The following is a 24,882-nucleotide window of genomic DNA, read 5'->3' as shown; positions in this document are numbered from 1 at the left end:
AATGCAATTTAGAACCGTATTTATCGTTGCTCTAGTTGGCTTGTTAGTCATTACAGGCGCAAACTCAATCTTCAGAGTCAATGAAGCTGAGAGAGCATTGAAGCTGCGTTTCGGAAAAGTTGAGCGAGATGCGAATGACTTACCAGTTGTGTTCGAGCCAGGACTTCACTTTAAGCTTCCATTTTTTGAGAACATGATAAAGCTCGACGCGCGCGTGCAAACTATGGATCCTCGTCCGGACGTATTCACAACATCGAATAAGCAGTTTTTAAATGTTGATACCTATGTTCTCTGGCGAGTGAATGATTTTTCTCAGTTTTATTTGCGTACTAACGGGCAGTTCCGCGAAGCGGAAAAGCTGATAGAACGGCTCGTTGACAATGGTCTGCGAGATCAGTTTGGTCAACGAACCTTACAAGATTCAATTTCAGAGCAACGCCAGGATTTGATGGAAGAGATTCGCTCAGACGTCAATCAACGTGTGCCAGAGTATGGTATAGAGGTGGTGGATATTCGAGTTAAGAAAGTTAATTACACACCTGAAGTTGTGCTTGATGTATACGAGCAAATCAAATCTGAGCGACGGGCTACAGCGATTGATATTCGTTCGCAAGGGCAAAAAGAAGGAAATATCTTGAAGGCTAAAACGGATGCTGATGTTCAACGAATCATTGCAGAAGCCGATGAGTATGCTCGTACAACACGTGGTGAAGCGGATGCTGAAGTCGCGCGAATCTATGCTGAAACTTACAATAAGAACCCTGAGTTTTACGCGTTCTTACGTAGTCTTGATGCCTATAAAAAGTCATTCAGCAACAAAGATGATGTACTGGTTATTAAGCCTGATAGTGAGTTCTTCAAGTACTTGAAAGACTCCAGCGGAAAGTAGCACTAAAACCGCTATCGAAATAAAAGCCCAGCCTTAGTGCTGGGCTTTTTGTTGTTACAATCTTATTAAGATCGCACATTGGCTTAATCTGCGAATTTCTGGCTAGGTGAATTTTATGCACTCAATTTTAACGGCGATTGCCCTGATGATGGTGTTTGAGGGGATTTTGCCATTTGTTAATCCGCAATTATGGCGTGCAGCCATGTTAGCTCTCGCAGCTCAATCCGACGCCAACTTGCGTTATCTTGGCGCTGCATTAATGCTGAGCGGAATTATGGTTGCCTGGAGTCTCGCTTCTTTTTAAGCGCTGACTTGAGGTGGCCTTGTATACCGATATTTCGCTAAGGTGATGAGTTTTCGGGATATTTTTATCTCGAGCCCAAAAAGAGCTCGAGGGCTGCAGAGGAATTCTAAGTAAAAGTTATCGGTTTAGGTTGAACAGGCGTTGTCGCGGGCTACCAGAAGGGGTAAAATTCGCGGTTTGGTCTTCTGCTCGGAGCCACCGGCCTTCGAGAAACAGCTAAATAAACTGGGCATTGAAACAGACTATGGCAAAAAATGTTGTTGTATTAGGCACCCAATGGGGTGACGAAGGTAAAGGTAAGGTTGTAGACCTTTTAACCGACCGAGTATCTGCAGTTGTCCGTTACCAAGGAGGGCACAATGCAGGCCACACCTTAGTCATCGACGGCGAGAAAACGGTACTGCATTTGATTCCTTCTGGTGTGTTACGAAATGACGTAACTTGCTACATCGGTAATGGCGTAGTGCTTTCTCCTGAAGCTCTGATGGAAGAAATTCACATGCTCGAGGAGCGCAAAGTACCGGTACGTCAACGTCTTCGAATCAGTGCTGCTTGTACATTAATATTGCCTTACCATATTAAATTAGACCAAGCTCGAGAAGCCGCTAAGTCCGGAGACAAGAAAATTGGTACTACCGGCCGCGGAATTGGGCCTGCGTATGAAGATAAGGTTGCTCGTAGAGGCCTTCGCGTAGAAGATTTGTTCTACCCTGATCGCTTGAAAGAAAAATTAGCAGAAGTTCTGGAATACCATAACTTTGTATTGACTGAATACTTCAAAACCGAAGCGGTCGACTTAGACACATTGTTTCAACAATGCTTGGAATGGGCTAAAGAAATTAAACCTCTCGTTGCCGATGTTCCTGAGCAATTGCATCAAGAGCGAGCAAAGGGGCAGTCCTTATTGTTTGAAGGCGCTCAAGGCACTTTGCTAGACATCGATCACGGTACATTCCCTTTTGTTACTTCATCGAATACAACGGCTGGCGGAACGGCTACAGGTAGTGGCTTTGGTCCTTTGTATCTTGATTATGTCCTTGGTATTACCAAAGCCTACACAACTCGTGTCGGTGGTGGGCCATTTCCTACCGAGCTCCATGACGAGATAGGAGAGCGTTTGGGAGAGAAAGGGCATGAGTTTGGTGCAACAACGGGCCGTCGTCGACGCTGTGGTTGGTTGGATGCTGTGGCGTTACGCCGTGCCGTTCAAATAAACTCAGTTTCAGGATTCTGTTTAACCAAATTGGATGTTCTTGACGGTTTAGAGACCGTTAAAATCTGTACCAGTTATTCTTGCCCTGACAATGGTGAGATGGATGTAACACCAGTGGGAGCGGAAGGTTTTGCGAAAGTGACGCCTAACTACATTGAGTTACCTGGTTGGAGTGATAACACCTTTGGTGTTAAGAATTACGATGAACTCCCAGAAAATGCGAAAGCATTTATCAAAAAGATAGAAGAAGTGGTTGGTGTTCCTGTTGATATCGTTTCGACGGGTCCCGATCGCAACGAAACCATTATTTTGCGTGATCCTTTCGCATAACCGTGGTTTTAGAGTGTGGTGGTTAACCTCTGCTGTGGCAGTAAAATCTAAACTCGATACTGCCAACAGGTTAGAATGTCGTATTGGTAGGTAATCAACACGACATTATTGATTTAAAGGTGCCATTGAATGAAAGGAATCATTGACTCAAAAGTATTCTTGATTCTAAAAAAATAAGGGGCTGAAAAGCCCCTTTTTTGTTGAGTTGGAATAAGAGCGGTCAAGGTGATCAATGCTCACAGTAAAGCAGAGTGGTTCTTAAATAAGCCGGGACGCAGACACGTACGAGATTCTTTATAAAACACCTAACAAAGCTCTTCACAAAAGCACCTCACAAAATACTTTACAAAGCTCTGCGCAAAACTCTTTCGAATACTCTTAACTTAACACTCTTAACAAAATAAAAAATACACCCAACATAAAGTCCGCCCATAACAGGTTATGAGCGTATAACTATGTATCCATTCATTTTTAAATGAATGTCATCTAGGGCACAGCAACAAGCAAGTTAACGATTCGTTTTAAGCTGCGTTTGTTCTTCGGCAAATCGTTGTTCTAAATAATTGTATTGCGAAGGCTCATTTTTCGGAGCCTTTGATTTTTGTTGAGCGATTGCTGCTAAAAAATCTTCCATCGACCCTTCTTCAACAGGGTAAGCCAAGTGACGGTGTACAAACATAACCAGTTCCTTACAGTTATTACCGATAAGTAAAGTGTAGTGCGTGGTTGAAAATTGCACTATCGCAAAGTTCAATAAAACGTGTGAGAGATTGTCCCGAGTTTAATAAGGGCGCGGAAAAAATCGCGCCAAGAATTTAGGCGTAATACGCAGGACGTCACTTTTGTCAATTTTTATACGTTTCAGTTATCACAGCCTGAGTCTTTAGTAGAATCGCGTTCCTAAACGCGATTCAATGGAGTCTTAGGGGCCTCAAACTGAGTGATGCTTTCAAACCATTAGATTTAACATGTCCGGCGTTGTCTAGATTGGCTAGTCCAGTTCTGGTTGTTGTTTAACAATGGCGGCTTTGATGGTGTCACTGACGGCAACTTTCTGGCCTGTTTTGTAGTCGACCATGACTACTCGTGCTTTGCCTAGTGTCGTTATTGTTTGCTGCTGCAGACTGAAAACCGCGTATTCTTGAATAATTTCCTGATCGCCAAGCTCTAACGTGCGACACCCAACCTTCAATTGATCTGGGTAAGTAACAGGGCGTCGATATCGACATTCTGTGTTGGCCAAGATGGGGCCCACTTGAGTTTCTTGCATTTCAGACATGATCTTGGTTTGTTCCATATAGGCAATGCGCGCACTTTCAAAGTAGCGAAAATAGACCACGTTATTAACATGATTGAATGCGTCCATTTCTCCCCATTGCACAGGAATATCAATGATAATTGGATACTGCTCAATAAACTCTTGAAGACTTAAAGACATAACTTACCTTTTAAAACCGTTGAGTAGCGAATGTAGTGGAATTTTAAATTGAGTTAATAATATTCCCGTGAGCAAAATGGCGATTCCAATAATCTTATTACTGCTTAAGGTTTCGCCTGCTATGGGAATGGCTAAGACACCAACAAATACGATGCCCGTTGAAGCAAGAATACTCGCCTCGTAACTTCTAAGGACTTTAAGCACCTGATTAAAAACAATTAATGTGAGCGCTAAGCCGATGATACCATTCGCCAAAATGACGATCCAATCGTACAGTGAATGGTTAAAGTGCAAGCCATCTTCGCTGATTCCCCAAACGACAAGCGGCATTCCTCCGATCCAAATGGCGATCGTTGACAGCATAACCGGTGACAAGGCCTGCGGATGGTAAACCATAAAGCGGCGAATTAAATTGTTGGTTAGAGCCAAGAAAAAGACGCCGGCGCTAACCAAAAATATTCCATTCATTTCTTCCGGAGCTGGTAACTGCTCGAAGTAAACCGTAAGACCAGATAATGCCACAATACACCCTAAGGCCTGAATCAAAAATGGCCGCTCCTGCATAATGAAAATACTTAATATCATGGTTACTAGGCCAACAAAATTGACTAAATAAGCATGAGTAGTAACGGGCAAATGCTCTAGCCCCGCCAAGAACAAATAACGAACAAGAGTAAAGTTTGCTAATCCAATCGCAACGGGATAAAACCACTGCACAGGGGTAAGCGTGCGTGGAAAAGGTTCTTTTTTCCAGAGGAAGGTATAGAGAGTAAGAAAAACCAAAGCAACCAGAATTTGTAACCAGTTAAAGGTAAATGGCGATATTCGCTCTAATGACACCTTCGCCAATACGATGACTAGCGCAGCAAAAAAAATAGTCACTATGAGAGCCAAAGCGGCTTTTAAGTGCGAATTCATGGCACTCCTTACGTTTAAAGTGCTGGGTCAACTACTAACTGCTTGAGTAGGTAATGCGATTGCTGTATGTTTAACCAGACTGGATGTATCCACGGTTTAAGTCGTTGTTCAATCGCAAGACACATAACCCAAGAATATTGAAACTTACTGTTTAGACTCGCGCGAGGTGATTTCTTCGAAGAGATTGAAAACTCTGTTGTAACAGGGCCAATTCTCTGTCTTTGTGCTCTTCGCGATCGGCAAGTAGGTGTAAATGAGTTCATGGTGCCGAAGCGTATCCAAGTCTATGAGCAAATCTTTGTCAATTAATAGCTCGACAGAATACCTTAATCATACTTGGGTTTAAATGCGCTGATTACTTCCTTCCATTGCTCAGAGTGTTTTGAAGAAAGAAAATGATTTAAAACTAGTGATTTAAAGAAAACCATTGAAAGATAGAAAGAGCTCTTACAATCGAAAGCGAGATGTCATCTTGATCAATATTAGTGAAGTCTAACGATGTCTAAGGCAGCAGTCACCCTCGAAGGTGATTATTATTTGCACAATGTTCGTGTGATGCTTAAGTTTGTCGTCGAACGATATCAATTTTTACTGAATGAAAGCGAACTCAATTACTATGAGACTTTCTCTTCGTTGTCTGACGATGCGCAACGACTTTATACGCGCTGTTTAATGCGAAAAGGTGAGTGGTTTCGGCTAAATAAGCTCCAATATTCTGAAATTAGCAATCGCGAGCAAGCTTTTGATGAGCTGCTATCCGTTGGTTTTTCATCACTGGGCGAGGTATCAGACTTTCCTGAAATTCTCCGGCTGTTTACACGGACCGAACTCATCGACTACTTTGCCGAACTCCCGATTAAAACCTTAAAACGAAAAGAGATGGACGACTACTTGATTAGCCTGTTTTCTTCCTCACCAGCGAGTTTGCAGTCAGTTGAGCGATTGTTTGAATGTCCGGTTTTAAAAATATCTTCCAATATCTTTGATGTCTTTAGATTGTTATTTTTTGGTAATCTCCACCAAGATTTAACGGAATTCGTATTACAAGACTTGGGCATTGTTACTTACCCTAGTTACGTTATTAGTGATGTAAACTTACCCATTCAATCTCGGCAAGCGTTAACCGATCTGTTTGTTCTGCATGAAATGAGTGAACAATTATACGACGCGAAAGACTTATCTGACGATGTACTAATTGAGTTCACTTCTCGACTAACATCTGTCACTCCTAGTTCAAGCTTAGTCAAACGACGATATGATCGATTAGCTAATCGATTAGGTCGCGAGTTCGAGCGAAATAAAAATTATTCTAAAGCCATTGAACTCTATCAATTAAGCGATGCAATTCCTTCGAATGAGCGACTTATTCGGTGCCTTGATTATATGGGAGAATACGCTTTAGCCTGGCAAAGGCTTCAGGAAACAACTCTCTTATCATCGTCTTCTTCAGAACAACACTTCACTCGCGTTTTTGGCCCTAAACTCGCTAAAAAGTTAGATGTCGAATTTTTAGCTGATAAATTACAAGTAAAAGAAGAAGACAGAATTCAACTTTGCAAAGTTATGCATTCGGTAGAGTTAGATGTAGCAAACCATTATCTATCGAATAATGCGCTCAGTTTTTGGAGTGAAAACGCATTAATGAATTCCCTTTTTGCTTTAACCTTCTGGGAGGCGATGTTTCTTGATATTGATGGTGCTTTTTATAATCCATTTCAAAGTCAACCAAGTGATTTGTATGAACATGATTTTACTAAGCGACGAGAAGTTGTGTTCGATAGGATTTTCTCTGAAATGCAAGATGAAACGCTTTATCGAAAAAGACTTCTTGAAAATTACACGCAGTTTTACGGCCAACATTGTCGCTTCATTCATTGGGGATGCTTAGAGCAACGGGTTGAAGACTGGTTTGATACGCAGGCGTTAGAAAGTTGTGATTTTGTACAAGAACATTCAAGTGTTAGCTTATTTGAGTTAGCCTTAAATAAAATTCCTCTGTCGCACATTGCTGCAATTGTGACGCATATATTGAAAGACCCCAAAGAACATCGAAGCGGTCTTCCTGATTTAATTGTTTTCGATAGATCTGGTTATCGGCTGGTCGAAGTCAAAGGTCCCGGTGACCGTTTGCAGAATAATCAAAAAATATGGATGGATTTTTTCAGTAAAAATAAGGTACCTCATCAAGTAATACGCGTGGATTACCATGAGTGACGTAGCGTTTTCCTTTTCAGTAAAGGAACTGGCCGACTTCTCTGGTCGAAGTGGCGATTTGGAGCTGGTTTCTGTTGCGGGGCCTACGGCACAAGAAGGAATTCAAGGGCATCAACGTTGGCAAGCAAAGCAAAAGACAAAAGAAAGTAACTATCAAGCGGAATACAGTATCGAACATTTCGGTAGTCAACTTGGATATAACTACCGAGTCGGTGGTCGGGTTGATGGTGTACTTTTTTCTCCAGTAAGTGACTGTGAAAATGAGGAGGATGTTGAGGGCGAACACTCAGGTAATGAGGTTGTTAAAACAATAGTCTCGAAAGCAATCGCTGAGAAAAATGAGACTCAGCGGCCTATTTGGATAGAAGAAATTAAAACGACGTATGTTGAAGTAGAACAGCTTACCGAAGCTATAATTTCTATCCAGCTTGCTCAGCTAAAGTATTATGGGTTTTTGATTGCAAACAAATTTGAGTTGCCTGAAATTGAACTTCGTTTAGTATGGATTCGTTTACCTCGTGAGCGAGAAACGATCAAAAGTTATCGGTTTAACATCGATGAGTTAACGTCGTTTTTTGAAAGAGGAGTACAGCGGTATTTATCTTGGCTAGTTAAAGTTGAAGAGCATCGATTAAACTTAAGAAAAAGTTGTTCTGAATTGATGTTTCCATTTTCTGGCTTTAGGGAAAATCAGCGTGCTCTATGTGCAGAAGTATTTCGACGTATTCGAAGTGAACAGAGCTTAGTGTTTGAGGCACCAACCGGAATAGGGAAAACCATCAGTGTTTTATTCCCCGCATTTAAATCTTACGGCGAAGGATTTGTTGATCAGGTTATTTTTGCAACGGCAAAACAATCGGGACGAGTTGCCGTGTCAGAGACCTGCGATCTACTGAACCAACAAATTGGCTTAGAATTATCGTCGAGTAAACACAGAGATAGTGAGAATAATGCCAGTTGCAAAGGTATCAAGTCGCTTTCAATTTCTGCAAAAGACTCTACTTGTTTCTGCGCAATGAATGCCAAAAATAGCATGGTACAGGTCACTGATGAAGAGGGACGGACGCGAGAAGTCTGCAAGTATAAGCGAGGCTTCTATGATCGCTTGCCAGACGCATTGAACACAAGTTTTGATGAGACAAATTTAGATAAATCGCGGTTACTTGAAATAGCCGAAGACTTTCAGCTATGTCCATTTTCTTTAAGTTTAATATTAACCAAATGGTTTGATTTGGTTGTTCTAGACGTTAATTATATTTTTGATCCTCTTATTTGACCTTTACCCCAAATAACAGACACAGGTTTTAAGCTGCCGACTCTTCAAATATCATCGGGGCTTTATAGTCCAGATGAGAGTGACGACGCTTTCGATTATAAAATCCTTCGATATATCTAAACAAGCTCATTCTTGCTTCTCGTAGATTGAAGTAATTTTCGAAGTTCACATGTTCGGTTTTTAATGTGCCAAAGAAGCTTTCAGCAACGGCATTGTCCCAGCAGTTTCCTTTTCGGCTCATACTGATAGTGACGCCAACCAATAACGATTCGAGTTCTTCAGAAACATACTGGCATCCTCGGTCTGAATGAAAAAGCTTCGGTAAGCAACCTCGACGCGCTTGAGCCATTTTAACCGCATCACAGACAAGCTCCGCTTTCATGTGTTCTGCGAGCTGCCAACCGATAACCGCTCGTGAATATAAGTCGATGATAACAGCCAGATAAATCCAACCCGTGCTCGTCGGAATATAAGTAATATCACTCACCCAAACTTGGTTGGCTTCTTCAACTTTAAACTCTCGGTTAAGCAAATTATTAGCCACTGGCTTACCATGACTCGAGTCGGTTGTGACAACGAACGCTTTAAACTGCTTAGGGTAGATATTATTCTCCCGTTTCAGGCGAGCCACTCGCTTATGATTAACGGGTTCTCCTGATTCCTTCAGCTCCTTCGTAAGCCTTGGGACACCATAGGTCTGTTCGTTATCGTTAAAACACTCTACAAGCTTGCCGAGCAGGCGTTCATCTTCGATTTGTCGTGCACTCGGAGGCCTACTTCGCCAATCGTAATAACCCGAATAAGAGACGCCCAGAGCTCGACACTGTAAATAAACATTAAACTCTGGGTGTTCTTCAATAAACTGATATTTTACGCTTGGTGCTTCGCAAAGTAGGCAGCTGCCTTTTTTAATATTTCTTTTTCCTGCCTGAGTTCTGCCACCTCTTTTCTGAGTTGTTTTAATTCCTGCTCTGGCGTAAGCTCGACTTCTGACGCTAACAATTCACTCCGATACTTGGTGACCCAGCTATAGAGTGAGTTTGGATTAACGCCTAGTTCTTGTGCTATGGAAGCCGTGCTGCGATCACTTGATATCGCTAACTGAACCGCATCAAGCTTGAATTGTTTAGAATACTTTTTATTTGACATTTGGATACCTCATTTCTGATATTGTAACTAAGAAATCTGTATCCGTTAAATTGGGTAAGCCTCATATTCAACTGGCTCACTTTGAGCAGTTTGGTAAAAGCCAAGTGGTGTTAGTCGATGAAGGTCATAATTTAATTGATCGATCTCGACAAATGTATTCGGCAGACATTATTGAGTCCGATGCCCTAAATGTACTTCAAGAAACACAGCATAAAACTTTCTTTACAAAACAAATTAACCGATTAAGTAGTGTATTAGTTGCTGTTGAAGAGCTGGCCAAGTCAACGTCAACTGAACAGTCGAGAGGTAATGCTAAGGATAACTCAGAATGGAGAGGGGGTGTTTTGGATTCTGCGTTGATAGAAAAACTCCATGCAACCACTCAAAGTATTCAAGCCAACCTGTTTGATTTTTCTCTCTCTGAAAGCTTGTCTGAGTTAGAAATGAGTTGGTTAAAACAAATTATTCGATTTAACGTGATTTTGTCATTACGCGATGATGCTCATCAGTTCTTCATTTCTCATCAAACGAATGGGTTAATTGATACCTTAAATGTGCATCTAATTTGCTTGAACGCTGCTAATTATTTAGAGCAAATCTATAAGAATTTACGCAGTCTAATTGTCTTTTCCGGAACCTTACGTCCCGACACCTATGTCGCAGAAACTTTAGGTTTCAGAGACGCGTTACCAATTAAGCGTGTTCCATCCATTTTTTCACACAATCAACTAGGTGTTTTTATCTCCACTCGTATTGACACTCGTTATCGATATAGAGATGGTTTTATACAAGCCATTGTTGCCGATATAAAGGCAGTCATTGAAAGTAAAGCAGGAAACTATATGGTCGCTTTCTCCAGCTATCACTTACTTGAGAAAGTGGCAGAAGAATTCGCGAAACAATTTCCCAAAACGGTATTGAGCAAACAGGAGCGGGCGTCGACATTAGAGCAAAAAGAGGAATTTATCAGTCAATTTTTTAATCAACGTTCAGTGCTAGGGTTCGTCATATTAGGCGGCGTATATACTGAAGGCGTTGATTATCGAGGAGACTCTTTAGATGGTGTTATTGTGGTAGGAAGCGGCATGCCACAGGTGAACCAGTTGCAAGCGCATTTAACTCAATACTTTGAGGGGCTCGGGTTAAGCGGATTCGATATGACGTATCGGTATCCTGCCTTACAAAGAGTCTTTCAGACGACGGGTCGCGTGATTCGGCAGTTATCCGATAAAGGCGTGGTCGTGCTATTAGACAAGCGTTTTGCGGAACCACGCTTTCTGCGTATGGCTCCTGAGTATTGGTCCCCTAAATGCTATCGAGCGACGGATCAGTTGCAGCAAGCGCTGCAAGAGTTTTGGTTAAAAAACGAACAGTAAAAGAGGCCTTACTTTAAGAAATTAACCACTTATCCTATGGACAATGTCGTTGGTCGAGTTTGGTGAATTATCGATGGTTTTTTAATCTCAAAACAGTTATTCTTCCGCGCCAAACATCGCAAAAATGGATTTTATTTTGTCTGGAATACACAGCGCGCTGGTCAGAATGGAAGCGACCAACCTCAACAAAGAATTTCTATGGTCTTTATTTGAATGCCTGCAAGAAGGCGTTTTTGCGATCGGTGACGATCGATTTATCTTAGCTAATCCTGCGCTATGTGAGCTGCTGGGCTACTCTCGAGAAGAGTTAGTCGGGAAACGATTTTTAGAAGTAATAGCCGAACGACACAGGGATATGGTCACGCAACGCGCGAAAGCGCGAATAAACGGTGAAAATCCGCCTAATCATTATGAAATTGCATTAATTCGCTCTGATGCCGCGGAGCTCTTGGTTCATATCAAAGTATCGACTTTTATGCTTGCCGATGGCTCCATCGTAAATGTGGGTAGCACTCGGGATATTTCTGCAGAACGACGAGCGTTAAAACAATTGCAATATTCCGAGCAAGAATTTCGAAGGATTGTAGAAAACCTTCCCGATATTTTTTATCGCACCGATGCAAAAGGTAGCATTGTGATGGCTTCTCCTTACGCAGCGAAAGTCATGGGCTATGAATTAGAAGAACTGATAGGTCAGCCGCTTGCTGACTTTTATGCTCGTCCTGAAGAACGCGAAGCGGCGCTCAGTAAAATTCTTCAAGGGAAAGGAACGATGGTGCCGGTTGAGTCGTGTCTGCGACATCGAGATGGTTCCATCGTTTGGGTATCGACTCACGCTTATGCTCGATACGATGAAGATGGACAACTAATCGGTGTTGAAGGGGTCGCTCGCAATATTACTGAGCGGAAAAGTCTAGAAGAACGCCTACGTCATATGGCGATTCGAGATCCCTTAACTCAAGTTTATAATCGCTTTGGCTTTGAAGAAAAGCTAGATGACGCTATCAATCGTGCGAGACGAAATCGTAGTTCAATCGCTCTGTTATTTTTTGATTTAGATAAATTTAAAACAATTAATGATAATTATGGTCATGATGTCGGAGATCGTTATTTAGCGGCGTTTGCGAAGCGCATGGAAATAGGTTTTCGAGACACCGATACGATCGCTCGACTTGGCGGTGATGAGTTTGTGGCGTTATTAGAAAACCTCGAACATGACGAAATGGTTTATAACTTACTAGAACGATGCGTGACGGCGTTGTCAGACCCGTTTGTATCAGAAGATTGCTCTTTGCCCTTTAATTACAGTTATGGAATTGCTCAATACCCAAAACACGGTAAGGATGCAGAGACCTTGTTAAAGTGGGCTGACCAAGCCATGTATTTAGATAAGAACAGTCATTAAAGGTTAGAGCTTATCTTGAAGCAGTGGTGGGTTATCGGTTTGACCGTCCGTTACGAGAAGATTGTCGGTATCAATAACTCGCCACTTAACTACCCCATCATTCACCGTTAATTCAATCAGCCAATTAAATGTACTTTCATTCATATCGGGTATTTCTTCCGCTCCAAGTAGTCGAGCCAGTTGGGGTGTTGTATTGCTATGCCCAACGATGAGTGCGGACTCTTGGTTGGTTAATAATTTTTGCGCAAACGACTCGAGCAGCCTTGGGTTGTATTCGATGCTGTCTTTCTTAAGCTTTCGGCTTAAAGGCTCAGCGGTTTGTTGGGTGCGTAGATAGGGCGTTGTGTAGACTGAATAAATGGATTTATTGGCTAAAAAATTTGCGACAGCGGTCGCTCTAGCGAGGCCTTCGATGGTTAACGGAGGGTCGGCTTGTTGGCTTTCTTTTTCAGCATGACGCATTAAATATAAAGTAAATGTAGAGGTTTGATCGCTGTGTTTTTCTGGCGACAGCGATGCACCAGCAGAAAACAATGTTCCTGCGAAAGAGAGTGGTCCTCCGATTAAAATGGTGAGCGTTAACAATGACAAGAAGAATTTTTTAAACACTCAACAGTACACTCGTATTGCAGATAAGTTAATAAGCCAAAGTCGGAGCCAACCAACGCTCAACCGTAGCTATATCTAGGCCCTTGCGTTGCGCGTAATCTTCAACTTGATCTCGATTGATTTTACCGACACCAAAATATTTGGCGTCGGGATGAGCAAAGTAAAATCCGCTCACGGCAGCCGTTGGTGTCATTGCGTAGCTTTCCGTTAAGTGTAAATCGATAGCTCGATCAACATCAAGTAGCTTCCACAAGGTCCCTTTTTCGGTATGATCTGGGCAAGCTGGGTAGCCGGGCGCTGGTCGAATACCTCGGTACTTCTCTGCAATTAACGCATCGTTGTTCAAGGCCTCTTCACTGGCGTAGCCCCAATATTCTTTACGTACTTTCTCATGCATACGTTCGGCTAAAGCTTCCGCTAAGCGATCCGCTAACGCTTTTAGTAAGATGGCGGAATAGTCATCGTGTTCTGCTTCAAAACGAGCAACATGTTCATCGATACCAATACCTGCAGTCACGGCAAAAGCGCCAAGGTAATCTTTGAGCCCAGTACTTTTAGGAGCAATGAAGTCGGCTAAACATTGATTATAGGCACCATTCTTTTTACGAATTTGCTGCCGAAGAAAGTGAAAGCTAACCTTATTCTCTTGATCATCAAGCTCAATACTGTTGCCTTGAGAGCTCGCTGGGTAAAAGCCGATGACTGCTCGCGCGGTTAACCATTTTTCAGACACAATGCGCTCTAGCATCTGCTGTGCATCGTCAAACAGTTTTCGCGCAGACTCGCCAACAACCTCGTCGTCGAGAATTTTCGGGTAGCGACCCGCGAGCTCCCAAGAGCGAAAGAAAGGCGTCCAGTCGATTCGTTCGATGAGGTCGTCGAGTGGGTAGTCTTCAAAGACTTTCGTACCAAGGAAAGACGGCTCGCTTGAATGATAATTAGACCAATCGATATTTGCTCCGTTGGAGTTGGCTTCGGCGAAGCTTACCAATGCTTTTGTATCATCGCGTTTGGCGCGTTGTTCACGTTTATCTTGATACTCATGTTTCATGGTTTGAATAAAGTTAGAGCGTTGCTCTTTTGATAAGAGTTTCGCCGCAACGTTAACAACTCGTGAAGCATCTTGAACATGAATAACAGCATGTTGGTATTGAGGATCTATTTTTACCGCAGTATGAATGCTCGAGGTGGTAGCACCACCTATCAATAGCGGAGTATCGAGTTCAAGGCGTTGCATTTCTTTGGCAATGTGCACCATTTCATCGAGAGAAGGCGTGATTAATCCTGACAATCCAATAATATCGCATTGTTCCTCGGCTGCAGTGGCCAGTATTTTATCGGCAGCGACCATAACACCCAAGTCGATGACCTCATATCCATTGCACTGAAGAACAACACCGACAATGTTCTTACCAATATCGTGAACATCACCTTTAACGGTTGCCATCAGCACTTTTCCGGCAGACTGACTTTGCGACTTATCTTGTTCCATATAAGGTAACAGATAAGCGACCGCTTTCTTCATCACTCGAGCAGATTTAACCACTTGAGGCAAAAACATTTTTCCTGAACCAAATAAATCACCGACGACATTCATGCCATCCATTAATGGACCTTCAATAACATGCAGTGGCTTTTCAGAGGCCAATCGAGCCTCTTCGGTATCGACTTCGACGAACTCAGTGATGCCTTTAACTAATGCGTATTCGAGTCGCTTTGAAACCGGCCAGTCGCGCCATTCTTGTTGTTGTTTTTGTTGTTCAGCACCATCACCACGAAAAGATTCGGCAAGCGAGACAAGTTGCTCTGTTGCGTTTTCAGTACGATTTAAAATGACATCTTCACAGGCGTTTTTTAGCGTCTCTGGAATATCCGAATAAACAGCTAACTGGCCTGCGTTAACAATGCCCATTGTAAGGCCCGCTTGAATGGCGTGGTACAAAAATACGGCGTGCATTGCCTCTCGAACCGGGTTGTTCCCTCGAAATGAAAACGATAGATTTGAAACACCGCCACTGATGAGCGCATGAGGTAAATGCTGTTTAATCCAAGCACACGTTTCAATAAAGTCGAGACCATAGCGGTTATGTTCTTCGATGCCCGTCGCAACAGCAAAGATGTTGGGATCGAAAATGATATCTTCGGCAGGAAAATCGATACTTAGTAATAATTGATAGGCGCGCTGACAAATATCTATTTTGCGTTGGTAAGTATCGGCTTGACCTCGTTCATCAAACGCCATAACGATAACCGCTGCACCGTACTTTTGAACCAGTTTCGCTTGCTGAATAAAACTGTCTTCTCCCTCTTTAAGGGAGATAGAGTTAACCACGCCTTTTCCTTGAATGCATTTTAGCCCAGCTTCAATGACTTCCCACTTTGAAGAATCTAAAACGATAGGCACGCGGCTAATATCAGGTTCAGAAGCGATCAGCTTTAAAAAGCGCTCCATTGCCGCGACAGAATCTAACATCCCTTCGTCCATATTTATGTCGATCAGTTGCGCGCCATTATTCACTTGATCGAGTGCGACCTCTAGTGCAGTTTCGTAGTCATCTTCTTTTATTAAGCGCAAGAATTTTGCCGAGCCTGTCACGTTGGTGCGCTCACCAATGTTGACGAACAGAGAGCTTTTATCGATGGTTAACGGTTCCAGTCCTGAAAGGCGCATCGCGGGCTCTATGGTAGGTCGAACTCTGGGCGTAGCGTCATTCACTGCTTTGGCAATGGCCGCTATGTGTTCTGGCGTGGTACCGCAACATCCACCAACAATGTTCAGAAAACCGCTGTCTGCCCACTCTCTAATGTCGTTTGCCATCGCGTTCGCCGTTTCATCGTATTCCCCGAACTCATTGGGCAAACCGGCATTTGGGTGAGCACTAACAAAGCACTCACAGATATTGCTCAGTTCTTCGACGTAAGCGCGCAGTTGTTTGGCGCCGAGCGCACAGTTAAGCCCGAATGAAATGGGCTTGATGTGACGTAACGAGTTATAAAATGCCGCCGTTGTCTGTCCGGTGAGTGTACGCCCGGATGCGTCGGTTATTGTGCCTGATATCATTACGGGCAAGCGATAGCCAAGTTCATCGAATAATTCCAATACTGCAAAAGCACAAGCCTTAGCATTTAAGGTATCAAAGATGGTTTCAATTAAAAGTATGTCTGCACCACCGCGAACCAAGGCTCTTGCGGCAACTAGGTAATCGTTTTTTAAATCATCAAAATGAATGTTTCGAAAATCTGGTCGATTTACATCAGGAGAAATACTGGCTGTTTTGTTGGTCGGGCCAAGCACACCTGCGACGAAACGCGGACGATCGGTAAATTCGTCGGCAATTCTTCGAGCAAGGCGAGCCGATTCATAATTTAATTCGTCAACCAGCGACTCCATGCCGTAGTCAGACATTGAAGCGGCGTTTCCATTGAAGGTGTTAGTTTCAATAATATCGGCGCCAGCGGCTAAATATTGTCGATGAATATCTTCAATAATGTCGGGTCGAGTTAACGTTAAAAGATCGTTATTGCCTTTTAAATCGCTCGGCCAACCAGCAAAACGAAGCCCCCGATAGTCGCTTTCAGAAAGCTTGAAACGCTGAATCATCGTGCCCATCGCACCGTCTAATATCAATATGCGCTCTTTAAGTATTTGAATTAATTGGCTTTCTTTTTCAGATTTCATATTAAATTCTTTATTGACCTAATTTGTTATAGACGTCTAGACGTAAAGAAGTGTATTATCCATGACTTAAAGTCAAAGATAAACCTTTATTTGTCCAGACAAAGCAATAGGTTATTTGCAAAGGGAGCAACCTTTCTGTTTATAACTTTGACTATAGTTAACCTAACCGTTTAATCCAACCGAGCGTTATTGCAACGATGTTGTTGTCGATAATTAGGCGATGAACCTTAAACCAACGGTGTTCGGTCACAGATGTTAGGTCAAAGATGTTAGATCACAGAAGTTAAATCACAGTAATACCGTGAACCACCCACCAGCGTAGAGAGTTGATATGAGTGAAGTACAAACATGGGAAAAAATTGATTCAGGGCTTTTAAAAGCTCTGCCAAATCCATCCAATGGCGCTTATGAAATAAAAGTAAAAATTCCTGAGTTTACTTTTCTGGGCGTACAAGAGCAGCCTGATTTTGCGACGGTCTACTTAACCTTTTATCCGACCAATAAGATCATTGAGCTGAAAGCCTTAAAGCAATACGTGTATCAATTGCGTAATATTGTGGTGTCTTATGAACGTTTGATTAATGTGTTCTACGAACACCTTATGGAAGTGTATGAACCTGACCGTCTGCGATTGGTTATGATCTGTAATCCAAGAGGTGGAATCAGCTCGCGGCTAACCATCGATTCTGATTGGGGTGCTCGAGGCGGTGATGAAAAATATCGTGATTGGATGTCGAATGACGATGTTTGGGATGTCGTACTTTAACTGACTTAGGTTCACCGGCCAGAGTGAACCTGCTTTGCCGAGTGAGTAGACATTACCATAGCTACTCACTCAACAGTCCATTATTTACATTTCTCCTCTAGATATTTCTCTTTTAGTGCAAATCTTAGTTAAATTGCTTGTTACAAAGGCAATCTCGACGATGGTTAAATTCGGTGTACACTTAGCAAAGTCGAATTGCGTTGTATCGATGATGGATCAGAGTTAAGAATCACCAAATTCAACAAGGGGCAAAAGATGAAATATTTCTTGAGTTTGTTGGCTTCGCTATGGATGTTGCCATCTCTTTGGGCAAGTGAAACCATCGTATTAGAACTGTATAACGACAAAGGATTGATGGGAAAACAAATTACTAATGTTCCCAATGAATCATCACTCAATTCAACGATTGAGTTAAGTTGGAATAATCGCCGCTTAACCTTACAAGAAAATTATACATTGAATCCACAAGGATTTCCGATTGGCGTGACAGTGGAAGGCATCTCAGCCTTTGGGGCGCCTGTCAAAGAGGTCTTCTCGGTAAAGGACGGCATCGCAACTTGGTCGAGCAGAGCCGATGATGGACGTGAATCAATTAAAGATGATCAGTTTTATATTCCCGTTGATGGAATTAATAATGCCGCATTGGTTCGAGCGCTTCTCAAAGCGCCGTTTAATCAGCTCGATTTATTTCCATCGGGCAAGGCTCAACTGACCAAAGTCACCACTCAAGTATTAAAGGGTGCCGATCAACAGCAGACGGTTCATTTATACGCATTATCCGGTCTTAATTTAACGCCACAGTTTCTTTGGTTTGATGATAAAGGTTATCTATTTTCGTTAAACGCAGGATTCATTCGTGGTATTCGTGAAGGTTGGGGAATGGAAACCTTTGAGCAATTAAAACAACTGTCAGAAAAAGCGGAGCAAGAATATTTCTCTGACTTATCAGCTGAACTGACAACGCCTCTTAATCAACCATTGATGATTCGCAATGCGAAGGTTGTTGATTTTGAAAGTAACCAAGTCTTATCTGACACAGATGTTCTGATCAAAGGAAAAAAGATAGCTGCGATTGGCAAGAATTTAAAAGCGCCCAACAATGTTCAAGAGATCGATGCATCGGGACAAACGTTGATTCCTGGGTTATGGGATATGCATGGTCATTTATCCAAGACTGACGGCTTCAATTATTTGGCTGCAGGGGTCACGAGTGTCAGAGATATAGGTAACAGTCCTAGCAATATGGAAGATATTGAAAAACTGTTTCGTAAAAGTTATTTGGGCACGCGAATCTATAAGTCAGGTTTTATCGATAAGAAAAGCGAATACTCCGCGGGTAATGGAATTACCGTAGAGACGCTCGAAGAGGCTAAAGAGGCTGTCGATTGGTATGCTGACCGAGGTTATATTCAAATAAAAACCTATTCATCGATGGATCCTAAATGGATGAAAGCTTTAGCTCAGCATATTCATAAGCGAGGGCTGCGTCTGTCTGGGCATATCCCTGCATTTATGTCAGCTGAGCAGGCCGTTGCTGCCGGTTTCGACGAAATTCAGCATGTTAATATGTTATTTTTAAACTTTCTTGGTGGCGACAAAATTGATACCCGCCAGCGGTTACGATTTACCTTAATTGGTGAGCAGGCAAAAGACTTAGACTTAGACAGTAAAGAAGTGAAAGACTTTATCAAAATGCTGGCTGATAAAGGCATTGAGGTTGATTTAACCGTGTCTACTTTTAATAGCTTGCTACTCACTCGAGATAAGCAAATCGATCCTGAGTACGCTGCCATTGCCGAGCACCTCCCTCCGTTATTTCAACGCGGTTTAAAAACAGCGACCATGAAGATTGATTCGCCTGAGCAAGATGCTTCGTATCAGGCAGGTGCTAAGGCATTATTAACCATGACGAAAAAATTGTATGACGCAGGCGTTCCTATTATTCCAGGTACTGATGCGTTTACTGGGTTTACTTTACTTCGTGAGCTTGAACTCTATGCCATGGCAGGAATTCCAACGATTGAAGTTTTAAAAATTGGTAGTTTAAATTCAGCGAAAGTGGTTGGTAAAGACAGTTCAACTGGCTCTATCACTGTTGGCAAAGATGCTGATTTAGTACTGATTAATGGGAATCCTGTGAATAACATTTCCGACCTCAGAAAGGCATCTTTAGTTATACAAGGGGACCGAATGTTTCAGCCTGAAAAAATTTATCAAGCAATGGGGGTCAAGCCATTTACGCCATCGGTTAAGTTAAAATAATCGATAACCTTAAGTTAAGCACTCTTATTGTTTGAATTTGAGTGCTTACACTTCCTTTTTGAATACGATGACTGCACGAGTGCCTTGCGCTAAGTGTTGTAGTTGAAACGTCAAACCGAGTTGCTCACATAGTCGGTCAACGAGTGACAAACCAATGCCGAACCCTTGGCTTTGTGGTGATTTAATAAATAGTTCAGTGGCTTTGTCTTTTATCTTTGCATCGATGCCTTTTCCACTGTCTTCAATGCATAACGTGTGATCAGTAACGTATATCTTAATATACCCATGCTCTGTGTAATGCATAGCATTACTCACGAGATTACTGAGCAATATATATAAGGGTACTTCTGAAATAGGAAGGAACAGAGAGTCGTCGATATCAATTTGAATATCAACCTCATCGTTTTTACTATTGATTTGCTCTAACAATACTTTTTCAACCACATTTACAACTCGGGTTTTATCATTGAGTAAACTCTCATCTTCTCGCGCTAAGCAAAGTAATGTTGTGATTACCTGTTGCATTTGATCACTCGAATTAACAATCTTTTGTAGATGTTCAACCTGTTTATCACTTAATACCGCTTTTTCTAAAAGAATGAGTTCGCAGGAACTTTTTATAACGGCAAGTGGCGTTCTAAGCTCATGACTAATATCTCGAGTAAAGTGCTGCTCACGGACAATAAACTGATGTATCCGTTGAAGTAACTGATTAAAGGCATCGGCTAACTCACCGACTTCATTGTTGGGGTAGTCAACGGGTAATTTCTTTGGAATATCGTCAGGTGAAAGTGCTTTTACTTTTCTCGTTAAATTAGAAAGTGGCTGTATGCTTTTTTTACCGACAATAACTGCGAGCAGTATCGCGATACCTATCATCAAAGTCGATACAACGCCTAACAACCAAAAAATACTGTCACGACTCGATCGAACCAACAGTCGTTGGCTTACTTCAGCAACCAGATAAGCACCCTCTTGATTTAAAGGATAAACATGATAGTAGCGTTGCGCTGAACCATCGAACTCAACTCTTTGAGGTTCCTCCAGTGCTATCGCTCGAATATCTTCAGGAAACTCATCGCGACTGTTTGCGATCTGTATATAAGGAACCCGTGGTTCTGCATAAATGCCTGTTCGTTGAAATTCTTGATTTAGATACTCGGCTTCTTCTTTTAACTGCAATTCGAAGTATTCATCTTCAATGGCATAGAGGTTTAGAAAGCTGATAGCACTGAAAAGTAGAGAAAGAAAAACGGCAAAGCAAACGAAATAGAGAATGATCAGTCGTTTTATACTGGTCTGTTTAGTCGACATTGTTGTTTAACTCAGGTTTTATCAAGTGCAAGCCAAATCCCACACCGTGATAGGTTTTAATAATGTCCTCTTTGCAATGTTGATCAAAGGCCTTGCGCAATTGATAAATATGCGAGCGAAGTGCATCGGATTGGGTAGGTTCATCGGGCCATAATTGTTCCGTCAGATCACGGCGACTAACCATATTGGGATAAGCTTGCATTAGAATGTGCAGAATCTTAAAAGCCATGCTACTAAGCTTAACCTCGATATTGTTGAAGGTTACGGTTTTCTTGCTTGGAGATAACGTTAGTTGTTGTATACTCAGTTGTGTATTTGGACTGATGCGTTGGCAAATAGCCAGGCAGCGAGCTCGAAGTTCTTTGAGTTCGAAAGGTTTCGTTAAGTAATCATCTGCACCGCTTGAAAACCCCAATAGCTTATCTTGCAAGGAGTCTCTCGCGGTGAGCATGATGATAGGAATATGACGTTGAGCATTTTCGCGAAGTCGGTTGCAAACCTCAATGCCGTCAAGTTTAGGTAGCATTAAATCGAGTATAATAATGTCGAAGTAGTGCTCTTCGGCAAGCTGCAATCCTAGCTGTCCGTTATTCGCGTAATCTACGACGAATCCATGATGTTCAAAGAACTGAACAAGGTTAGTCGCGAGATCTTGATTGTCTTCAATAAGCAATAATTTCATTCAGATCGCATTACATGATTTTGAGAGATTAAGACGTTATGCTTTTATTCTAAGCCAAATATCAATAATTCGATAATTATCTTTTCTTGGGTAGTCAAAACGAAGGCAACTTAACTTCTTTAACGGTTGCCTTCGCTACCTATTAATTTGCTTATTTTATAGTGTTTGCAACAAGGTCTTAGCTTCTTCAAGCTCTGGGTTTTTTTCTATCAATTTAGTCAATGTAGCCTTAGCTTGGTCAACAAATCCCAATTTGGTTTGTGATTTTGCAATTTGTAAATCTAGTTGAGGATGTTTCATTTCGTCTTGAGTCAATAACAATAGTTTCAGTGCACTATGTTGGTCTTCATTAGACTCAGTCGCGAGTGAAAAGTAGTACCCATACATTGCGATAAGCGGGATTTTAAAGCCTGATTTTAGGTTTTCGTAATCATCCATCGCTTGCTCTGAGTTGTTTAAAAATTGTGATACCCAATTGAGTGTCCGATCGTCTTGGTATTGATGAATCACGGTGTTCTGAATTTTCAAACTTGATAACATTGCTTGCACAGTGTCTACCGTTGACGTTGGGTTTTGTCCAGTGATTAAGCGATCGGCAACGGCGACATGACTTAACATCATCGGGCTAGATTCAAACAGGGCGTTGCGTTGTTTGAGTTTGTCCTCAAGCAAAAACTTAAATTCTTTGGCCCATTTCTTTCCAAACAGTTGTTCTTCTTGATTGGTAAAGCCATTAACCGGTTTGTTCGCGACTAAATAGTTGCCATTATCCAGTTTAACATTGACTAGCGCTGCAGGACCGTGGCAAACCGCGCCGATGCTTCCTCCTGACTGATACACCTTGGCGATTAAAGATTGTAACGGTTGATGAAAAGGTAAATCGAACATTGCACCTTTGCCGCCTAAGACAAACACACCTTGATAATGTGTGGATGTTAAGTTTTCGATTTTGAGTGTTTTGCTTAGCTTTTTCATCGCTACTTGATCATTCAGAAAGCGCTTGTTATACGGCTGCTCCGGATCAAAGTTGTCCGCTTCTACGGCACCACCGTTGGGACTCGCAATATCAACCGTAACGCCATTGTCAACAAACATCCAATAGGCTTTGCTGAGCTCATCTTGCTCAAAGCCTGGTTGAGTTTTACCTTGGTCTTTTCCATAGCTACTAACCACAAGTAGGACATGGGGTGTTTTTGAAGGGGGTGTTTCTGCGAACAGCTGAGGCGACATTGCTATGAGTAGCAGTGTAAATGATGCGATCAGTAAACGTTTAAGTGAAAAGGTCATAGTTCTTCTCCTAGGCCGAAAAACTACAGTGTATTGGTGGGAGTGTGAAATATTTGTGAAGTGACAGACGGAACTGAATTTTCCGTCTGTCGGTAGCCTATTTTAAACGACGCTTAACGCAGTCCAAATTGACGAACCATGGTCTTCAAGCGCTTGATTTCTTGGTTAAGACGATGATTGCTCTGACTGGCTTCAACCGTCGCATTAAGCGTTTGTTCTGCGGTATGGTTTATTTTATCAATACTGCCATTGATTTCATCGGTTACATGGGATTGCTGTTCGGTAGCGGTCGCTATCTGAGTGTTCATATCCATGATATCGGTGACCGCTTCCGCTATGGTGTTGAGTGCATGACCGGCTTTCTCGGCGTGTTCTACGCTAATTCTTGCGGCTTGTTGTCCTTGCTCCATCACTTTGGCGGCATCGTCGGTTGTGGTGATCAGTGACTCGATCATTTTTTGAATTTCTTCGGTTGAACTTTGCGTCCGACTGGCAAGTGTTCGAACTTCATCGGCAACAACGGCAAACCCACGACCCTGTTCACCTGCCCGAGCCGCTTCGATAGCCGCATTTAAAGCTAGCAGATTCGTTTGCTCAGCAATTCCACGAATCACATCAACCATTTTACTGATTTGATTACTAACCTGTTCAAGGTCAACAATCACTTTGGTCGACTCCTCAACGCGCTCGGCGAGTAAATTAATTTGCGCAACGGTTTCATCGACAATTAACTTGCCTTCGAGCACCTTTTGGTTGGTTGCCTGGGTCGCGGTCGCAGTGCTGTTTGTGCTACTGGCGACCGACTGAACGGTTGAAGTCATTTCATTTATCGCAGTTGCGATCTGTTCAATTTCGAGTTTTTGGCTTTCCATTTGCGCAACGGTTCGCTGAGTGACTGACTGAGTGTGATCTGACTCGTTTTGGAGATTTAAAGTGGCGTCATCGAGCCGAACAATAATAGTGGTTTGCTGGCTTTGCTGCATTTTAATCACGGACTCTAATTGACCGAGCTCATCGTTTCGGCCGGTATACACCTTTTGCGCGATGGCATTGTCGAAAATTGATTGGGTGCGTTCAACGGCTTGCCGCCACGGTAAGGATAACCATGCGCTCACGCTTGCCATCACAATAAGCATAATGCCGAGAAATACCCAGTTTGCAATCGCCGGATCATTAGAAATGGATTGAGCTATCCAGTAGGCCGCCATTGCACCAAGAGTGCCGCTTAGAAAAGATTTAGCAAATAGACTTTTTGGTAAGAGGTTGTTAAAGCGACTGAGTAGAGAAGGGCCTTGATTAACTTCTTGATAAAGTTTTTCTGCTCGTTCCACACAGTCTCGGTTAGGCTTAACGCGAACGGATTGATAGCCGATGATTTTTTGATTTTCGAAAATGGGCGTAACAAAGGCATCGACCCAATAATAGTCACCAGACTTGCAACGGTTTTTGACCATACCCATCCATGGTTGACCTTTTTTAATGGTTTGCCACAGATCATCAAAGGCTATTGGCGGCATATCAGGATGACGAACGAGATTGTGGTTTTTACCCACGAGCTCTTCGTGTGTAAAACCAGCCACTTCTGCAAAAGCATCGTTGGCGTGAGTGATAATGCCTTTCAAGTCAGTGGTCGACACCAGCCGCAGATCTTCACGGTAGGTGTTTTCCCGGTCAGTTACCGGCAAATTCTTTTTCATTTTGCTTCCAAATAATCGTTTTATTTTTTCTGAGAATACTAATAAATGTAGATGTCTACGGTGAAAAATCAAAC

General features: G+C 42.4%; 20 protein-coding genes. 9 read left to right on the top strand and 11 right to left on the bottom strand.

The annotated features are described in order from the left end of the window. Position 1 precedes the first annotated feature (1 nt). The 3 genes from hflC (at position 2) to Q9312_RS08720 (ending at position 2,736) form a co-directional block, all read left to right on the top strand. Positions 2 to 889 carry a protease modulator HflC gene (hflC, locus tag Q9312_RS08730; protein ID WP_309204213.1) on the top strand — a complete coding sequence of 296 codons (888 nt, stop codon included), beginning with the start codon at positions 2 to 4 and terminating at the stop codon, positions 887 to 889. Between the two features lie 115 nt (positions 890 to 1,004). Further along, complete coding sequence (locus Q9312_RS08725) at positions 1,005 to 1,193, top strand: DUF2065 domain-containing protein (RefSeq protein ID WP_309204212.1); 189 nt, start codon at positions 1,005 to 1,007, stop codon at positions 1,191 to 1,193. Positions 1,194 to 1,437: 244 nt separating this feature from the next. Further along, entirely contained in the window at positions 1,438 to 2,736 is a 1,299-nt protein-coding gene (locus tag Q9312_RS08720; RefSeq protein ID WP_309204210.1) for an adenylosuccinate synthase, read from the top strand. Between the two features lie 508 nt (positions 2,737 to 3,244). Here Q9312_RS08720 and Q9312_RS08715 read toward each other — a convergent pair. The 3 genes from Q9312_RS08715 to Q9312_RS08705 all read right to left on the bottom strand — a co-directional run bounded on the left by Q9312_RS08715 (position 3,245) and on the right by Q9312_RS08705 (position 5,092). Next, complete coding sequence (locus Q9312_RS08715; RefSeq protein ID WP_309204208.1) at positions 3,245 to 3,415, bottom strand: hypothetical protein; 171 nt, start codon at positions 3,413 to 3,415, stop codon at positions 3,245 to 3,247. 312 nt (positions 3,416 to 3,727) lie between these two features. After that, positions 3,728 to 4,174, bottom strand: a complete 447-nt coding sequence (locus Q9312_RS08710; protein WP_309204207.1) for an acyl-CoA thioesterase — start codon at positions 4,172 to 4,174, stop codon at positions 3,728 to 3,730. Between the two features lie 3 nt (positions 4,175 to 4,177). Continuing rightward, positions 4,178 to 5,092 carry a DMT family transporter gene (locus Q9312_RS08705; RefSeq protein WP_309204206.1) on the bottom strand — a complete coding sequence of 305 codons (915 nt, stop codon included), beginning with the start codon at positions 5,090 to 5,092 and terminating at the stop codon, positions 4,178 to 4,180. A gap of 498 nt (positions 5,093 to 5,590) precedes the next feature. Here Q9312_RS08705 and Q9312_RS08700 point away from each other — a divergent pair, with 498 nt between their 5' ends. Both Q9312_RS08700 and Q9312_RS08695 read left to right on the top strand, forming a co-directional pair. Next, entirely contained in the window at positions 5,591 to 7,306 is a 1,716-nt protein-coding gene (locus tag Q9312_RS08700; protein WP_309204205.1) for a VRR-NUC domain-containing protein, read from the top strand. After that, positions 7,299 to 8,582, top strand: a complete 1,284-nt coding sequence (locus Q9312_RS08695; protein WP_309204204.1) for an ATP-dependent DNA helicase — start codon at positions 7,299 to 7,301, stop codon at positions 8,580 to 8,582. The genes Q9312_RS08700 and Q9312_RS08695 overlap by 8 nt, the downstream gene beginning before the upstream one ends. Before the next feature lie 28 nt (positions 8,583 to 8,610). Here the strand turns inward: Q9312_RS08695 and Q9312_RS08690 are convergent, their stop codons facing one another. Continuing rightward, positions 8,611 to 9,495 carry an IS3 family transposase gene (locus Q9312_RS08690; protein WP_309204486.1) on the bottom strand — a complete coding sequence of 295 codons (885 nt, stop codon included), beginning with the start codon at positions 9,493 to 9,495 and terminating at the stop codon, positions 8,611 to 8,613. Continuing rightward, positions 9,453 to 9,731 carry a transposase gene (locus Q9312_RS08685; RefSeq protein WP_309202661.1) on the bottom strand — a complete coding sequence of 93 codons (279 nt, stop codon included), beginning with the start codon at positions 9,729 to 9,731 and terminating at the stop codon, positions 9,453 to 9,455. Before Q9312_RS08685 ends, Q9312_RS08690 begins: the two co-directional genes overlap by 43 nt. Here Q9312_RS08685 and Q9312_RS08680 point away from each other — a divergent pair. Both Q9312_RS08680 and Q9312_RS08675 read left to right on the top strand, forming a co-directional pair. Then, positions 9,725 to 11,107, top strand: coding sequence for an ATP-dependent DNA helicase (locus Q9312_RS08680; RefSeq protein WP_309204203.1), 1,383 nt, complete (start codon positions 9,725 to 9,727; stop codon positions 11,105 to 11,107). The two genes, Q9312_RS08685 and Q9312_RS08680, sit on opposite strands and share 7 nt — an antisense overlap. 136 nt (positions 11,108 to 11,243) lie before the next feature. Further along, positions 11,244 to 12,512 carry a diguanylate cyclase domain-containing protein gene (locus Q9312_RS08675; RefSeq protein WP_309204202.1) on the top strand — a complete coding sequence of 423 codons (1,269 nt, stop codon included), beginning with the start codon at positions 11,244 to 11,246 and terminating at the stop codon, positions 12,510 to 12,512. Between the two features lie 3 nt (positions 12,513 to 12,515). On the opposite strand, the gene Q9312_RS08670 is transcribed toward Q9312_RS08675, so the two are convergent. Further along, on the bottom strand, positions 12,516 to 13,121 hold the full coding sequence (locus Q9312_RS08670; protein ID WP_309204201.1) for a SixA phosphatase family protein: 606 nt from the start codon (positions 13,119 to 13,121) through the stop codon (positions 12,516 to 12,518). A gap of 28 nt (positions 13,122 to 13,149) precedes the next feature. Next, positions 13,150 to 16,800 (bottom strand): methionine synthase, encoded by a 3,651-nt coding sequence (metH, locus tag Q9312_RS08665; protein ID WP_309204200.1) that lies wholly within the window; start codon positions 16,798 to 16,800, stop codon positions 13,150 to 13,152. Positions 16,801 to 17,131: 331 nt separating this feature from the next. Between metH and Q9312_RS08660 the strand changes: the two genes are divergently transcribed. After that, positions 17,132 to 17,566: a preQ(1) synthase gene (locus tag Q9312_RS08660; protein WP_309204198.1), complete on the top strand. Its 435-nt coding sequence runs from the start codon at positions 17,132 to 17,134 to the stop codon at positions 17,564 to 17,566. 255 nt (positions 17,567 to 17,821) lie between these two features. Then, positions 17,822 to 19,828 carry an amidohydrolase family protein gene (locus Q9312_RS08655; protein WP_309204197.1) on the top strand — a complete coding sequence of 669 codons (2,007 nt, stop codon included), beginning with the start codon at positions 17,822 to 17,824 and terminating at the stop codon, positions 19,826 to 19,828. A gap of 45 nt (positions 19,829 to 19,873) precedes the next feature. Here the strand turns inward: Q9312_RS08655 and Q9312_RS08650 are convergent, their stop codons facing one another. From Q9312_RS08650 to Q9312_RS08635, 4 genes are all read right to left on the bottom strand, one after another. Beyond that, complete coding sequence (locus Q9312_RS08650) at positions 19,874 to 21,142, bottom strand: sensor histidine kinase (RefSeq protein WP_309204196.1); 1,269 nt, start codon at positions 21,140 to 21,142, stop codon at positions 19,874 to 19,876. Beyond that, positions 21,132 to 21,824 carry a response regulator transcription factor gene (locus Q9312_RS08645; protein ID WP_309204195.1) on the bottom strand — a complete coding sequence of 231 codons (693 nt, stop codon included), beginning with the start codon at positions 21,822 to 21,824 and terminating at the stop codon, positions 21,132 to 21,134. Before Q9312_RS08645 ends, Q9312_RS08650 begins: the two co-directional genes overlap by 11 nt. A gap of 156 nt (positions 21,825 to 21,980) precedes the next feature. After that, positions 21,981 to 23,111 carry a type 1 glutamine amidotransferase domain-containing protein gene (locus tag Q9312_RS08640; RefSeq protein WP_309204194.1) on the bottom strand — a complete coding sequence of 377 codons (1,131 nt, stop codon included), beginning with the start codon at positions 23,109 to 23,111 and terminating at the stop codon, positions 21,981 to 21,983. A gap of 113 nt (positions 23,112 to 23,224) precedes the next feature. Continuing rightward, positions 23,225 to 24,808 (bottom strand): methyl-accepting chemotaxis protein, encoded by a 1,584-nt coding sequence (locus Q9312_RS08635; RefSeq protein WP_309204193.1) that lies wholly within the window; start codon positions 24,806 to 24,808, stop codon positions 23,225 to 23,227. Positions 24,809 to 24,882: the final 74 nt, after the last annotated feature.

The organism is Pleionea litopenaei, assembly GCF_031198435.1.
Classification (GTDB): Bacteria; Pseudomonadota; Gammaproteobacteria; order Enterobacterales; family Kangiellaceae; genus Pleionea; species Pleionea litopenaei.
Note: the sequence above shows the minus strand (reverse complement) of the source record. Positions and strands in the feature narration are given on the sequence as shown.

Coding starts and splice junctions, on each gene's coding strand:
- Q9312_RS08650 (WP_309204196.1), bottom strand. CDS start 21,142: ATGTCGACTAAACAGACCAGTATAAAACGACTGATCATTCTCTATTTC.
- hflC (WP_309204213.1), top strand. CDS start 2: ATGCAATTTAGAACCGTATTTATCGTTGCTCTAGTTGGCTTGTTAGTC.
- Q9312_RS08695 (WP_309204204.1), top strand. CDS start 7,299: ATGAGTGACGTAGCGTTTTCCTTTTCAGTAAAGGAACTGGCCGACTTC.
- Q9312_RS08715 (WP_309204208.1), bottom strand. CDS start 3,415: ATGTTTGTACACCGTCACTTGGCTTACCCTGTTGAAGAAGGGTCGATG.
- Q9312_RS08660 (WP_309204198.1), top strand. CDS start 17,132: ATGAGTGAAGTACAAACATGGGAAAAAATTGATTCAGGGCTTTTAAAA.
- Q9312_RS08640 (WP_309204194.1), bottom strand. CDS start 23,111: ATGACCTTTTCACTTAAACGTTTACTGATCGCATCATTTACACTGCTA.
- Q9312_RS08720 (WP_309204210.1), top strand. CDS start 1,438: ATGGCAAAAAATGTTGTTGTATTAGGCACCCAATGGGGTGACGAAGGT.
- Q9312_RS08635 (WP_309204193.1), bottom strand. CDS start 24,808: ATGAAAAAGAATTTGCCGGTAACTGACCGGGAAAACACCTACCGTGAA.
- Q9312_RS08685 (WP_309202661.1), bottom strand. CDS start 9,731: ATGTCAAATAAAAAGTATTCTAAACAATTCAAGCTTGATGCGGTTCAG.
- metH (WP_309204200.1), bottom strand. CDS start 16,800: ATGAAATCTGAAAAAGAAAGCCAATTAATTCAAATACTTAAAGAGCGC.
- Q9312_RS08655 (WP_309204197.1), top strand. CDS start 17,822: ATGAAATATTTCTTGAGTTTGTTGGCTTCGCTATGGATGTTGCCATCT.
- Q9312_RS08645 (WP_309204195.1), bottom strand. CDS start 21,824: ATGAAATTATTGCTTATTGAAGACAATCAAGATCTCGCGACTAACCTT.
- Q9312_RS08700 (WP_309204205.1), top strand. CDS start 5,591: ATGTCTAAGGCAGCAGTCACCCTCGAAGGTGATTATTATTTGCACAAT.
- Q9312_RS08725 (WP_309204212.1), top strand. CDS start 1,005: ATGCACTCAATTTTAACGGCGATTGCCCTGATGATGGTGTTTGAGGGG.
- Q9312_RS08710 (WP_309204207.1), bottom strand. CDS start 4,174: ATGTCTTTAAGTCTTCAAGAGTTTATTGAGCAGTATCCAATTATCATT.
- Q9312_RS08705 (WP_309204206.1), bottom strand. CDS start 5,092: ATGAATTCGCACTTAAAAGCCGCTTTGGCTCTCATAGTGACTATTTTT.